We start from the raw sequence: 14032 nt of genomic DNA, 5'->3' as shown, positions 1-14032 counted from the left end.
GGTCCTTTCGAGCCCCGGAAGAACGTCCTCCACCGTCTGCCGGGACTACTTTGCGTGAAATCAGGGTGCCCAGAACACCTCTACCGGGGTGGGTGCCGCTTCGAGCACTTTGCGGATGGGCTTTTTCGCACCCGGTCCCATCGCACCGTCGAAGGCGGTGCGCTTGTCCTCGCCTTCTATATGCAGCGCGATGAAGCCGGCGCCGACGATCCGCGCCAGCGGCAGCGTCAACCGGGGTTCGCCGGCGCTTGCCGCGTGAACCGGCAGCACGATCCTTGATGAGGCCGGGTCGAGCAAATCGCCGAGATTCTCGGCGTCGGGAAAGAACGAGGCGGTGTGGCCGTCGCCGCCCATGCCGAGCACGACGACATCGAGGGGCCAGGGCAGAGCCTTCAGCGCCGCATCGTCGGCCGCCGCGGCGGTCTCGATGCTTGCCGCCTCATGGTAGAGCGGCACGAAGTGCGCGGCAGCCGCCTTGTTCTGGAGCAGGTTGGCCGCCACCAGCCCCGCATTCGAGCGCGGCGAGGAGGCCGGCACGAACCGTTCGTCGACCAGCGTCACCGTCACCTTGTTCCAGGCGATCGGAATGGCCGAAAGTGCTGCAAAGAACTTTGCCGGCGTGGTGCCGCCGGAAACGGCAAGCAGGGCCGTGCCGCGCTCGTCGATGGCCTTGGTCAGGCGCGCCGCGACATTGCCGGCAAGGGCTGCCGCCAGGTCCTGGCGCCCGGCAAAGCCGTTCCAGTTATAGACGGGCTCGCTCAATTGCTTTCGTGCCATGTCCGCCCGTCGCGTTCGATCAGCGCAATCGAGGCCGAGGGACCCCATGTGCCGGCCGTATAGCCTTGCGCCTCCTGCCTGGCGCTTTCCCAGGCGTTCTGGATCGGGTCGATCCACTTCCATGCCGCCTCGACCTCGTCGCGGCGCATGAACAGCGTCTGGTTGCCGCGGATAACATCCATGATCAGCCGTTCATAGGCGTCCGGCGCGCGACCGTCGAAAGATGTTGCAAAGCTCATGTCGAGCGGAATCTGGCGCAGCCGCATGCCGCCCGGGCCTGGATCCTTGATCATGATGAACTGCTTGACGCCTTCGTCGGGCTGCAGCCGGATCACCAGTTGGTTGGCTGAGATCGGCCCGGCGCTGTCGCCGAAGATCGAATGCGGGATCGGCTTGAACTCGATGACGATTTCCGAAACGCGGGTCGCCAGCCTTTTGCCGGTCCGGAGATAGAACGGCACGCCGGCCCAGCGCCAATTGCCGATCTCGGCCTTGATGGCGACGAAGGTCTCGGTGGAGCTGTCTTTGCCGAGTTCCTCGACATAGCCTTTCACCGCGCCGCCTGCAGAGGCGCCGGCGCGGTACTGCCCGCGCACGGTGTGCTTGGGTGCCTCATTGCCGTTGATGCGCTTCAGCGCCCGCAGCACCTTCAGCTTCTCGTCGCGCACGGCATCGGCATCCATCGACGATGGCGCCTCCATGGCAACCAGGCAGAGCAGCTGCAGCATGTGGTTCTGCACCATGTCGCGCAGCGCGCCGGCCTTGTCGTAGTAGGTGACGCGGTCTTCAAGACCGACGGTCTCGGCCACCGTGATCTGCACATGGTCGATATGGGCAGAATTCCAAAGCGGCTCATAGAGCGCGTTGGCAAAGCGCAGCGCCATCAGATTCTGCACCGTCTCCTTTCCGAGATAGTGGTCGATGCGGAAGATCTGGCTTTCGTGGAAGTCGTCTCCAACCACGTCGTTGAGCTTGCGCGCCGAATCGAGGTCGCGGCCGATCGGCTTCTCCAGCACGATGCGTGAATTCGGCGTGATGAGATTGTGGGCTTTCAGCTGGTGCGAGATGTCGCCGAACAGCGCCGGCGCCACCGCCAGATAGAAAGCGCGGATGCGGTCGCTTTCGCCGATCGCCTTTTTCAGCTTGTCGAAGCCGGCACCCGTCGTCGCGTCGGCCGATACGTAGGACAGCCGGGCAAGAAATGTCTTGAGTTCCTCGGCGTCGATGTCGGCCGGCTTCACATGCTGGGAAATCGCCTGCTTGGCGAAAGCCTGGAATTCCTCGTCGCTCATCTTGGAGCGCGAGGTGCCGATGATGCGGGTCGGCTCGGAAAACTGGTGGTCGCGCTGGCGGTGGTAGAGCGAGGGCAGCAGCTTGCGTTCCGACAGGTCGCCGGTGCCGCCGAAAATGATGAAGTCGAAAGGCTCGACGGGAATGATCTGGCTGGTCATGGTCTGTCCGCTTTGACGCCGCTCGCTGTGACGCGGCAGGATATAATCTAATCGATTTAAACTATCCAGTGCCATGGTGTCACATCAAGGCCAAATCACTGCATATTGATTCGCTCCAAATGTGCCTTGACACTGGCTGCCACCCGGAGGCTTTTCGTCAAGCGATGGTCCCGGGGCTTTCGCGCCTGCAACATAAAGCGGGAATGTGACGAAAGCTAATGCGTGTCGCCCAGAAGTGCGAAGCGGTTCTGGGAGACAGACACGCATCAAACAAAAAGGAAAAATGCGCTTGCGAGGTGGGTCTTCAATGAGCGGAAAAAGCATGCGTCTGGAAAACAAGGTTGCCGTCATCACGGGTGCTGCGTCAGGTTTCGGCGAAGGCATGGCCAGGCGCTTTGCCGAAGAGGGCGCCAAGGTCGTCGTCGCCGACCTCAACGCCAAGGGCGCGGAGCGCGTTGCAGCAGAGATCGGCCAGGCCGCGATCTGGACCCAGACCGACGTTTCGCAGCGTTCCGAATTCGACGAGATGGTCTATGCCGCAAAAAGCGCCTTCGGCCGCATCGATATCATGGTCAACAATGCCGGCTACACCCATCGCAATGGCGACATGCTCGACGTCGACGAGGCGACCTTCGACCTGATCACTTCAGTCAACATGAAGGCGATCTACCACGCCGCACTTGCCGTGGTGCCGATCATGGAGCGGCAGGGCGGCGGCGTCATCCTGACCACGGCTTCGACCGCCGGTCTGCGGCCGCGTCCGGGGCTCACCTGGTACAATGCCTCGAAGGGCTGGGCGATCACCGCGACCAAGTCGATGGCGGTCGAACTCGCGCCCAAGAACATCCGCGTGAACTGCCTTTGCCCGGTCGCCGGCGAGACCGGCATGCTGGAGAAATTCATGGGCACTGACACGCCCGAGATCCGCGAGAAATTCCGTGCCTCGATACCGCTCGGCCGTCTGTCGACGCCGCTCGATATCGCCAACGCTGCGCTTTGGCTTGCGTCGGACGAAGCCGCCTTCATCACCGGCGTGGCGCTGGAGGTCGACGGCGGCCGCTGCATTTGAGCAATTCGGGAAGTACCTCGCTGTTCGCAATGCACGGCAGACAGAGCAACGTCGGCAAAAGTTCGCATCGGTGCGCCGGCCGGCCGAGGAACGAACAGTTGACGTCGTCACGCCGGACCCCAGTTTGACTTCTCGATCACCCGAAAGGCATAACGGGATCGTGGATAGTGTTGGCGGGTGATGAAGATCAGGCAGCAGAAAAGTCGCTATGATCTGGGATGGCGGCTGCGGCTTTACCTGGCCACGCGTGCGCGGGCGCGAAGCAAGGCAATTTTCATCGGCGTTACCGGAAGCTCCGGCAAGACGACGGCGGGAAGCCTGCTTGGACACATCCTGGCTGGCCACGGTTCGGTCCACACACAGGTTCTGGCCAACACTATGAAGGTGTTGGTTCGAACGCTTTACAAGCGCCTGAGGAAGGCCGGCAAAGTCGATTACGTCGTTTTCGAAGCCGGCGCTTCCGACTTCGGCACGATCAGCGCCATGGCGCAGATGCTGAAGCCGAGTGTGGCGGTGGTTACGATGATCCGTCTGGAGCATTTCGGCAAGTTCAGGACTCTGGAAGCTGTGGCGGGAGAGAAGCGGGCGCTGGTCGAGGCACTCCAACCCGATGGACTTGCGGTTCTCAATTGCGATGACCCACTGGTGATCGGCATGGCGTCTGGCGCGAAATGCCGGATTGCGACCTTCGGCCAGTCCGGCGAGGCAGACTACCGCGTGAGTGACGTGCATGCCGCGTATCCGGAATTGCTGCGGTTCACCCTTCATTGGCGCAGTGGCAGCCTGAATATTCAAGCGCCTTTTCCCGGCGAGCAATTCTGGCTGCCGACTGCAGCGGCTGTTGCCGCCGCCTTGGAACTTGGCGTCCCGCCAGAGCAAGTCGTAGCGAGAACGGCATCGTTTGCACCACTGCCCAACCGCTCTACGGTGCAAGAGGTATCAGCGGGTCCGAAATTCCTGGTCGATACGGCCAAAGCGCCCTGGCATTCGCTCAACATTGCCCTGGAGATGATCGCAAAGGCCAAGGTCGCTCGCAAGCGCATTGTGCTTGGGCAGATATCCGACTTCGCCGGCTCGCCGAGGAAATACGGCAGTGCATACAAGATCGCGCGCGAAATCGCCGATGAGGTCATCTACACGGGCGACAATGCGCATCGCTCGCGCGCCAGCCAGGCCGACCGCGACAGCGGCCGGTTCATTGAGCTTCGCAGTCCCAAGGAAGTTTCGGATCACATCAAACAGACGGCGGTCCCAGGAGAACTGATTCTGCTGAAAAGTTCGTCTAACCTTCATCTGGAAAGGATCGCGCTCGCCTGGACGCACGATGTGAAATGCTGGACCCCGCTATGCGGCAAGTCCGAAAGCTGCCAAATGTGCGGCCTCTATGAGGTGCCGTTCGAGGAACACCGGGATTTCCTGGTGAAGCGCCAACTTGCTCGCAGAAGACACCGTTTCAGATGGCTGCTCGGCGGCTGACCAGATCTGGCGGCTTCGTCTGTGTCTCAAGCTCCGGTCTTGATGTAGCTCTTGTAGATCCAGCCGCGCTTGCCGTTGTAGACGATCTGGCACCATTTCTTGCAACTCATCACCTGCACCGATGACTTGGCGGGCACGGTGCCGATGGCGGCGGCGTTTTTCTGCGGACCGCTGCGCATTGTCACTGTCCTGAGGATGCGTCCGGTGCCGGCTGCAGCAGCCACCTTCTGTGGCTTGGCCTTGGTCTGGGTATCGTTCGTTGCGGCGGAAGATTGCTCGTCTGGAAGTTGCGGTTTTGGCGTCGGTATGGCGGCGGTTTCCGCGTCGTCGTCATTGGCGGCAGCAGCGACCTTTGACAGCTGCGTCGTGGCGTCGCCCTGGGCCGCCGGTTCTTCGAATGCCGCGGCATCGGACGGTTTGGCGGCAGCCTGCTCGGCAGGCGCCTGATCGGATGGCGTCGCGGCAGGGTCGCTGTTGGATTGCGCCGCAGTCCAGCGCGGATCGTTGGCCGACAGCGGCGGCATCGCAGCCCCACCCACAGCGACCGTCGATGAAACCGCGTCGCCCTTGCGCGCGGCTTGTGGCGCCGCTACCGCGGTAGCCGTCGCCGCGACCGGGGCAATCTTGGTCGTCTTGACCGGAAAAGTCGGAACGTTCTGCTGTGTGCTGGCGATCGCTTGCCGGTCGTTGGCCGGCAATGCCAGCCAAAGCGCTATGCCCGCCACACCAAGCAGCGCTGCGGTGCCGACCGCGGCGATCACCAGATGCGAATTCGTGCGCACCCCCTGCCAGAAGGAGGCCCGCATGTCATAACCGAATTGCATGGCGAAGCGCCGACGTTCCGGCGCGCCGAAACTGAAGGGCTCGTTCACTCTTGCCACCTCCAAAAGATGAGCCGGTGTTCTTTCGATCGGCGCCGGCAGCCCGGCATTCGATCGGCATCGGTCCCAACAACAAAGCGGGCAGGCCCGCAGAAATCCCCGTTCAATCGCCCAGAACCGGCATCCTTTGCCCTTGATTGTGGCATCAGTGCGCCCTCAGGGGAATTGTGCGCTCTTGTTAAGGATTCTGCAACGTCTCGCTGCGGCAACCAACAGCTCAATAGAATCGGCTCAGTACCAGCCACGGCTGATATGAGATACTTTCCCTATATTCGGTCCCTCAGGGCAAACCAGTTCAGTGCCAAGAACAATAATGGCGTTCTAAATCGCCGGCCGCCGGGAAAAGCCGGGATGTTCAGGTCCTCGATCAGCTTCAGTCTGTCGCGGTTGCCGGCGACGGTCTGGGCATAGAGCTTGCCGAAGAAGTTCGACAGCATCACGCCGTGGCCGGAATAGCCTCCGGCCGAGATCACATTGGGCATCACCTCGCGCACGAACGGTTTCCTGGGCATGGTGATGCCGACATAGCCGCCCCAGCCATGGGTGATCTCGACATCGCTCAGTTCCGGATAAAGCTCGGCTATCTGCCGGCGGATATGGACATGGATGTCCTTCGGATCGTTGACGCCATAGACCTCGCGCCCGCCGAACAGCAGCCTTCCATCCCTGGATTTGCGGAAATAACGCACGACGAAACGCGAATCGTCGACCGCCTCGCCGCCCGGCAGCACTTTCGAATCGACGCCCAGCGGCACCGTCGCGCCGATGAAGGAACCGATGGGCATGATGTGCGCGGCACTCACCGGCTCGAGCGTGCCGCCATAGGCATTTACACCGATCAGGCATTTCTGGGCGGTGATGGTTCCTCTCGAAGTCGTCACCCTGACCTTGCCGCCGCTGGAGGTAACACCGGTCGATAGTGTCTGCTCGAACAGGTGCGCGCCGGCCGCTGCCGCGACCTTTGCCGTGCCGATCACCAGTTTCATCGGGTGGATGTGTCCGGTGCCGGTGTCGCGGGTGCCGCCGAAGTAGCGTGTGGAGCCCAGCCGTTCGGCCGTTTCCCTGGCATCCATGAAGGCGATGTGCGGATAATTGAAGCGGCCCGCCATGATCTCGGCATGCGCCTTGTAGTCGTCGAGATAACGCGGCTTGTGCGCCACGGACAACTGGCCGGGCATATAGTCGATGTCGATCTGGTTGACGGCGGCGAATTCGAGCAGGTGCGCTTTCGCCTCCTCGGCAAGGTCGAACAGCGCCTTGGCGCGGGAGAAGCCGTATTCGGCCTCCATCTCTTCGGCCCAGGCGCGCTGGCCCGTGCCGAGTTGGCCGCCATTGCGCCCTGAAGCGCCGTCGCCGAAGCGATGCGCCTCGATCAGAACGACGTCGGCTCCCGCCTTGGCCAAATGAGCGGCCGCCGACAGCCCGGTGAAGCCACCGCCGACGACGACGACGTCGCAGCTGCGGTCGCCGTCCAGGGCAGGGTACTCAGGGCGTGGTCCGGCTGTGTCTTCGTACCAGGAGCGACCGGGGGAGATAGGTGATTGGTAAGGCATGGGGACACCAGCCAATGGTGAATGGTGAATGGCTGCGAGACGCACGACGTCTGCGCTCATCCATCCAATATGAAACTACTCACCATTCACTATTCACCATTCACACGACGAAGTCGCCGCTCACACGTTGAGCAACAGATACTCCCGCTCCCACGGGCTGATCACTTCCATGAAGGTCTCGAACTCCGCCCGCTTGATCGCTGCATAGGTTGCGGCAAAGGACTTGCCCAAAAGGGCGCACAGCTCCTCGTCGCCCTCAAACAGGTCGACGGCTTCGAGCAGGCCGCGCGGCAGGTCGATCTCATCGGCGTTTGCGGTGGTCAGCACCGGAGGCTCGGCCTTGATCTTGTTGGTGATGCCGATCAGCCCGCAGGCAAGTGAGGCCGCCAGCGCCAGATAGGGGTTGGCGTCGGAAGACGGGATGCGGTTTTCGACACGCCGCGCCGCCGGATCCGAGCGCGGCACGCGGAACGCCGTGGTGCGGTTGTCATAGCCCCATTTGTTGTTGACCGGCGCCGAGGCCGACTGCGTCAGCCGGCGGTAGGAATTGACGTAAGGGGCAAACATCACCAGCGCGTTCGGCACATGCTTCTGCATGCCGCCGATGAAATGGAAGAAGTCGTCGGTTTCCGAGCCGTCCTTCGCCGAAAAGATATTCAGCCCGGTCTTCTTGTCGATGATCGACTGGTGGATGTGCATGGCAGAACCTGGCTGGCCCTGGATCGGCTTGGCCATGAAGGTGGCATAGATCTCATGCTTGAGCGCTGCCTCGCGGATGGTGCGTTTGAACATGAACACCTGGTCGGCGAGCTCGACCGGATCGCCGTGACGCAGATTGATCTCGAGCTGGCCGGCGCCTTCCTCGTGGATCAGCGTGTCGATCTCCAGGCCCTGGCTTTCGGAGAAATGGTAGATGTCGTCGATCAGTTCGTCGAACTCGTTCACGCCGGCGATCGAATAGCCGGCGCCGCCGCCGATTGCCCGTCCGGAACGCCCGACGGGTGGGGTCAACGGATAATCCGGGTCGGGGTTCTTGCGCACCAGATAGAATTCGATCTCGGGCGCCACCACCGGCTTCAGCCCGCGCTTGTCATAGGCTGCTACCACGCGCTTCAGGACGTTGCGCGGCGTGAACTCGACCGAACGGCCATCCTGATGGACGAGGTCGCAGATGACGGCGGCCGTCGGGTCTTCTTCCCACGGCACGACGGTCAACGTCGACAGATCCGGCATAAGCTTCAGGTCGCCATCATCCTCCGGATAGTGGAAACCGTTGCCATCCTCGGGATAGCCGCCCGAAATCGTCGTCATGAACACTGCCGATGGCAGCGCCAGCGAGGTGTTGGAAGTGAATTTCTTCGACGGCATCATCTTGCCGCGCGCGACGCCAGCCTGATCAGGCGTGATGCATTCTATGTCTTCGATGCCGCGCCATTCCAGCCAAGCGCTGACTTCCTTCCAGTTCTTCACGCCGCGTTGATTTTTCACGAAGGCAGGCGTTCGGACGCGTCCTCCGCGGGTCGACGGACGGACTTCCTTTTTCGCAGGCGGCATCATTCACCAGTTTGGGTTGCAATTATCACAGTATAGCTGTTGCCGGTGATGGAAGGGAAGGGGAGCCGGCCCGATAGGTGCGGCAACGAGGCTGGACGGCCTCTGTCAGACGGCCTTGCCGGGCAGCGCATTTGCATCCAGCCATCTGCGCAAGGCACCGGCATAGAGCCTGCGCCATCCGCTTTGCGGCGCGGTCAGGAACCAGGATTGGCTGAGGTCCCAGCTGTCTGCGCACAGATCCCTGAGCCTTGTGTTGATGATGCCTTTGCCGGATAGCGGATAGACCGAGAATTCGGAAAAGAAGATCGCGCCGTCGATTTCGTAGAAATCGCAACGCATGTGATCGAACGGCACGGTCAGCCGCTCGGCGATGGCAAGCATGCGCGGGAAGGATGCCGGCAGGTCGATCCGGACCCACTGGGGGCCGCTGCCTGGCGGTGGCGGCGCATAGGTTCCGTCCCGGTCGAAATGACATTTCTGTTCGTTGCCGTGCTCATCCCGACGTGCGGCATAGACATAGGCCGTCGTCCCGTTGGACACGTGGAATTTGTACTCCAAAGCGACAGGCTGACTGTCCTGAAGGAGCATCTCTTCCACAAGGATGCGCCTGCTGGCGTACTTGTAGCCCCATTCGCCGAATTTCCTGCCGTAGCGACGGCGCATCCAGCGAGCTGTACGCCGGCGCAGCCTGGCTCTGTCCACCTCACCGTTGCGCACCATCATGTTCCAGCGGCAGCCATGATTGGCCTTCACCATGACATTGCCGGCAAGAACCTCCGCCGGAATCTTTGTTGCGTCTTCCCCGGACCATAGGACCTCGGCAGTCTTTAGTTCGGGGCAGGTGGACAAAGCGTAGGTTTTCGAGGCGAGCTTGTCGCAAGCTGTCGTGAAAAACGGATTGTGATCGAAAAGCTTTCGCCACAGGAACTTGTCTGCATAGGAAGCCGGTCTCGCCGGATCCGGCAGCATGCCGCTATGGTCGAATGTGCGTTTGCAAATCATGGGATGGCGCACCAGGCACCATGCCCGCGCCAGGGCGAGGATCACTCGATCGCTCTTTCCAAGAGCCGACACGATCAGCCCAGCTGCCGGGTCGAAGATGAACCGTCTCGTCGGGCGACGAACACGTCTCTGGTCATGTTTCGCGAGATGCTCGTGCGGCCGATGACCTCTAGCCGAGGGTCAAGTGTGCGTTCCGCATTTTCAGCCCAAAGCCTGCCTAGCGAAACAGGCTCCCACAAAACGATCTGCACAGTCTCGGCCGCGGTATCGGCGATACGAGACACGACAGCTGCCTTAGGCGAAACCATGCTCGCGACATAGACAACCTGAGCGTCGCTGTAATCATAATCGCATCCGTCGCACAGCTCGGCCCGCATGCGCGCATAGCTGAGCTTGGCGGCGAGCCTGTTTGCCGTTTCGACGGCTTCGGGAACGATGTCGAGGCCGATGATCTCAGGGACAGTTGTCTGGTCGTGAATACGGAACATGGTGAACGGTCGCCCGCCGCAGCCGACCATGACAGCGCGGCGGCAATTATTGAAATCGACATGATCGAAGACTTCGTCGAGGCGGTTATAGGCATCCTTTGATGACAGCACGCCGATGCTTGTTTTCCCCGCTGCGATCTGTCTGAACGATGCCGGACCGCTCAGGTCCTGATCCAGCATCTGCCTGATCTCGGCGGCATCTTGCGCCTGCACCATCTTGCCGAATGCGGCGGTCAGCGCCGGTCGGTGCGAAAGGATCTCCGGGTAGGTTTCAAGCAACGCCTCGCCGGTATCGTGTCCCATGGCGATGCCAAGATCTCGGATGGCATTTATGAGTTCGGTCGGAGCGCGACCTGGCAAGGAGCTCAGAATTTGCTCCAGTTCACGCTTCCAGGCGCCCAATTCCGGCATTGTTGCCCACCATTCCCCTTGCCGTAGCTAGCAGTGCGCGGCGACAACGTCTACATCACTGCCTTCACTTGAAACGGGACAGTCGACCATGCCCCTGACCACCATCGGCTTCGACGCCGACGACACGCTGTGGCAGAACGAACAGTTCTTCCGCCTGACCGAGAAGCACTTTGCAGCCCTGCTCGCCGATCATGGCGAGGCCGAGCACATCTCGGCACGGCTGCTCGAGGCCGAGAAGCGCAACCTTGCCGTCTACGGCTTCGGCATCAAGGGCTTTACCTTGTCGATGATCGAGACGGCCATCGAAGTGACCGAGGGCCGCGTGCCGGCCTCGACGATCGCCGAAATCCTTGCCGCCGGCCGCGACATGCTCGGCCATCCTGTCGAGGCGCTGCCGCATGCGCGCGAGACAGTCGAAAAGCTCGCCGGCACCTACCATCTGGTGCTGATCACCAAGGGCGATCTGTTCGACCAGGAGCGCAAGCTGGCGGCGTCCGGCCTTGGCGACCTGTTCGATGCCGTCGAGATCGTCAGCGACAAGAGCGCCGCCACCTATGCCAGGATCTTTGGCCGCCACGGCAGCCCGCAGGACAGCATGATGGTCGGCAATTCGCTCAAGTCGGACGTGGTGCCGGCCATCGAGGCCGGCAGCTGGGGTGTGTACGTCCCGCACGAACTGACCTGGGTACTCGAACATGTCGAACCGCCGGTGGCAGCACCGCGCTTCCGCCAGATTGTCGATCTTGGCGAACTGCCGGCTTTGATCGAGAGCATCGGCAAGGAAGGCTGACCGCCCCGCACGCGTTCGGGCGGATTGCGATCAGCCGCGCCCGAGACTGATCAGCCGGTCGACCACCGGCTGCAGCCTTTCGGTGGTGATCGGCTTGGTTACCACCACATCGACCACGCTCGACAGGCCCAGGCTGTCGGGCGTGCCGGTCTTGGTTGAAAGCAGGATCACCTTGGGGAGCGACCGCCCAGATGTCCGCCGCAAGGCGTCGATGGCCGCCATCAGCGCGCGGCAGTCCTCGTTGTCGGGGCCGCCATCGAGAACGACGGCGCCCGGAATGAGGGTTCGCAATGTCTTGGCCGCCATTTCGGGCGACTCGGAGATCGGCTTCAGTCCGGACTTCTCGACGATCTTCGACACCACCACCCGGTTGATCGGCGATTTTCCAACGACCAGCACGTGGGAGAAATCCGTTGATATCTCGGAGTTCGCGTCCCTGCTTGACGAATTCAGATGTTTGGCGGTGTCGGTCTCGCGGTTCACAGGGCACATGGGCGGGGCGGGCACTCGGCGCTGCTTCAATGCAGGGTTGAAATCCGAGAGCCAATTGGCGTGAGATCGCCCGCCATGTCAAGCTGAAATGACGGACCTGCGAAATATAGCCGGAAATATTAAACCCCGGAGACAAGGTCTGTTTTCGAACTGTAGTTAAGTTTACGCTCAAAAGCAAAAGTCACCCGCGCTGAAAACCCGCGGGTGACGTGGAAATCGGCCAGTGAGCGGCGGGGTCCATAGGTTCCACAAGCACAAAGCTTCCGTTAGGGAAGATCAGCCGTGACTCTTCTGCGTGACGATCACCGGGATCAGCAGGTCGCCCCAATTGCCGTCGCCGCCATGATGCCGGGCCGAGCGCACCAGTTCCACCGAGACGCCGGCCTCCACTGCCTTCATCACCGATTGATTGAGCCGGTGCAGGTCGTTGGCCAGCATGCGGATTGTCGCCTGTTGGTCGACACTCATCGTGGTGGACTGCTCTTCTGCACGTTCCTTGACGCGGCTTATCGATGCCATTTTCTTCTCCCTTGCCCTTCGGGCGTTTCCTCTGTTGGTTATGTCGATCGGTTCATTCCGCTGCCGGCTTGAACTGGACGTGCTCGGTCGATTCATGCATGGCGGTGGTCGACGACTGGCCGCCGCTGATTGCCATCGACACGGCGTCGAAATAGCCGGTGCCGACCTCGCGCTGGTGCTTGGTCGCGGTGTAGCCGTGGACTTCGGCCGCGAACTCGGCTTCCTGCAACTCGGAATAGGCCGCCATCTGCCGCGCCTTGTAGCCGCGGGCCAGCTCGAACATGCCGAAATTGAGCTGGTGGAACCCGGCCAATGTGATGAACTGGAACTTGTAGCCCATGGCGCCGAGCTCGCGCTGGAACTTGGCGATCGTCGCGTCGTCGAGGTTCTTCTTCCAGTTGAACGACGGCGAGCAATTATAGGCGAGCAGCTTGCCCGGATGATGCCTGCGCACGCCTTCGGCGAATTTCTTGGCCTGCGCCAGATCGGGCTTGGATGTTTCGCACCAGATCAGGTCGGCATGCGGCGCATAGGCAACGGCGCGCGCGATGCACGGTTCGATGCCGTTCCTGACCTGGTAGAAGCCTTCAACCGTGCGGCCGGCATCGTAGTCGACGAAAGGCTGGTCGCGCTCGTCAATGTCGGAGGTCAGAAGCTTTGCCGCTTCCGCATCGGTGCGTGCCACGACTAGCGTCGGCGTGCCCATCACGTCGGCCGCCAGACGCGCCGCGTTGAGGTTGCGGATATGCGCGGCGGTCGGGATCAGCACTTTGCCGCCGAGATGGCCGCACTTCTTCTCAGAGGCCAGCTGGTCCTCATAGTGGACGCCGGCAGCGCCCGCCTCGATGAACGCCTTCATGATCTCGAAGGCGTTGAGCGGTCCGCCGAAGCCGGCCTCGGCATCGGCGACGATCGGCGCGAACCATGTGTCGACCGACAGGCCGTTGCCTTCCGAGGTCTCGATCTGATCGGCGCGCTGCAGCGTGCGGTTGATGCGCTTGACCAGTTCGGGCGCCGCATTGGCGGGATAGAGCGACTGGTCCGGATACATGGCCGACGCGGTGTTGGCGTCGGCGGCGACCTGCCAGCCCGAGAGATAGATTGCCTTCAGCCCGGCACGCACCTGCTGCATCGCCTGGTTGCCCGACATGGCGCCGAGTGCATTGACGAAGTCTTCCTCGTGGATGAGCTTCCACAGCCGGTTGGCGCCCATTTCGGCAAGACTCTGGCGTATCTGGACCGACCCGCGCAGCCGCTTCACATCGTCCGGCGAATAGGCTCGTTCGATGCCGTCGAAGCGGCCTTCGGGCGCGGATGGGACAAGATTGTAAAAATCAGTCATTGGTCACTCCAGATCAATCGATGCCAGTGTCTTGAAACGCCGCGCCCTGGGATGGTGTGCGTCGTCTGTGTGTGACATCATTTACATTGCGCCGCGACGAGAGCGAGGAAAACCGCCATTTCCGGTAGAAAATAAGAGAAAACCTGTGTTGTGTTTGACTGCTTGCCGCTGTAAGTCTGTCATAATTGTAAAAAGATGGTGCGCCGTTCATCGCTCGCAAGTCGTGT

Annotated in this window: 13 protein-coding genes; 3 read left to right on the top strand and 10 right to left on the bottom strand. The window is 61.6% G+C overall.

The window, feature by feature from the left end:
• Positions 1 to 60: 60 nt before the first annotated feature.
• Together pgl and zwf are read right to left on the bottom strand one after the other, a co-directional pair.
• On the bottom strand, positions 61 to 777 hold the full coding sequence (gene pgl, locus NKH35_RS09880) for a 6-phosphogluconolactonase (RefSeq protein WP_023692386.1): 717 nt from the start codon (positions 775 to 777) through the stop codon (positions 61 to 63).
• On the bottom strand, positions 759 to 2228 hold the full coding sequence (gene zwf, locus NKH35_RS09875; RefSeq protein ID WP_023669307.1) for a glucose-6-phosphate dehydrogenase: 1470 nt from the start codon (positions 2226 to 2228) through the stop codon (positions 759 to 761). Before zwf ends, pgl begins: the two co-directional genes overlap by 19 nt.
• Positions 2229 to 2550: 322 nt before the next feature.
• Here zwf and NKH35_RS09870 point away from each other — a divergent pair, with 322 nt between their 5' ends.
• Together NKH35_RS09870 and NKH35_RS09865 are read left to right on the top strand one after the other, a co-directional pair.
• Positions 2551 to 3297, top strand: a complete 747-nt coding sequence (locus NKH35_RS09870) for an SDR family oxidoreductase (RefSeq protein ID WP_027049416.1) — start codon at positions 2551 to 2553, stop codon at positions 3295 to 3297.
• Between the two features lie 180 nt (positions 3298 to 3477).
• Positions 3478 to 4773: a Mur ligase family protein gene (locus NKH35_RS09865; RefSeq protein ID WP_031193252.1), complete on the top strand. Its 1296-nt coding sequence runs from the start codon at positions 3478 to 3480 to the stop codon at positions 4771 to 4773.
• Positions 4774 to 4799: 26 nt separating this feature from the next.
• Here the strand turns inward: NKH35_RS09865 and NKH35_RS09860 are convergent, their stop codons facing one another.
• From NKH35_RS09860 to NKH35_RS09840, 5 genes are all read right to left on the bottom strand, one after another.
• Complete coding sequence (locus NKH35_RS09860; protein ID WP_352914309.1) at positions 4800 to 5645, bottom strand: SH3 domain-containing protein; 846 nt, start codon at positions 5643 to 5645, stop codon at positions 4800 to 4802.
• Between the two features lie 275 nt (positions 5646 to 5920).
• Complete coding sequence (locus NKH35_RS09855; protein WP_023692383.1) at positions 5921 to 7207, bottom strand: NAD(P)/FAD-dependent oxidoreductase; 1287 nt, start codon at positions 7205 to 7207, stop codon at positions 5921 to 5923.
• 120 nt (positions 7208 to 7327) lie between these two features.
• The gene (locus NKH35_RS09850) at positions 7328 to 8764 is read right to left on the bottom strand and encodes a glutamine synthetase family protein (RefSeq protein ID WP_023669313.1); all 1437 of its coding nucleotides are present in this window, start codon (positions 8762 to 8764) and stop codon (positions 7328 to 7330) included.
• Positions 8765 to 8866: 102 nt separating this feature from the next.
• Complete coding sequence (locus NKH35_RS09845; RefSeq protein ID WP_023832755.1) at positions 8867 to 9808, bottom strand: ATP-grasp fold amidoligase family protein; 942 nt, start codon at positions 9806 to 9808, stop codon at positions 8867 to 8869.
• Positions 9809 to 9837: 29 nt separating this feature from the next.
• Positions 9838 to 10662 carry a class I SAM-dependent methyltransferase gene (locus tag NKH35_RS09840; protein WP_023711778.1) on the bottom strand — a complete coding sequence of 275 codons (825 nt, stop codon included), beginning with the start codon at positions 10660 to 10662 and terminating at the stop codon, positions 9838 to 9840.
• Positions 10663 to 10750: 88 nt separating this feature from the next.
• On the opposite strand from NKH35_RS09840, the gene NKH35_RS09835 reads away from it, so the two are divergent.
• Positions 10751 to 11452, top strand: coding sequence for an HAD family hydrolase (locus NKH35_RS09835; protein WP_031199286.1), 702 nt, complete (start codon positions 10751 to 10753; stop codon positions 11450 to 11452).
• A 30-nt stretch (positions 11453 to 11482) separates the two neighbouring features.
• Here the strand turns inward: NKH35_RS09835 and NKH35_RS09830 are convergent, their stop codons facing one another.
• From NKH35_RS09830 to aceA, 3 genes are all read right to left on the bottom strand, one after another.
• Complete coding sequence (locus NKH35_RS09830) at positions 11483 to 11944, bottom strand: response regulator (RefSeq protein ID WP_023669317.1); 462 nt, start codon at positions 11942 to 11944, stop codon at positions 11483 to 11485.
• 276 nt (positions 11945 to 12220) lie between these two features.
• Entirely contained in the window at positions 12221 to 12463 is a 243-nt protein-coding gene (locus NKH35_RS09825; RefSeq protein WP_023669318.1) for an SMc00767 family acetate metabolism repressor, read from the bottom strand.
• A 52-nt stretch (positions 12464 to 12515) separates the two neighbouring features.
• A complete protein-coding gene (gene aceA, locus NKH35_RS09820) occupies positions 12516 to 13805 on the bottom strand; it encodes an isocitrate lyase (protein ID WP_023689327.1) in 1290 nt (429 codons plus the stop codon).
• Between the last annotated feature and the right edge of the window lie 227 nt (positions 13806 to 14032).

It is taken from the genome of Mesorhizobium sp. M1143 (genome assembly GCF_040318435.1).
Taxonomy (GTDB): Bacteria; Pseudomonadota; Alphaproteobacteria; order Rhizobiales; family Rhizobiaceae; genus Mesorhizobium.
This window is presented reverse-complemented; position numbering and strand designations above follow the sequence as displayed.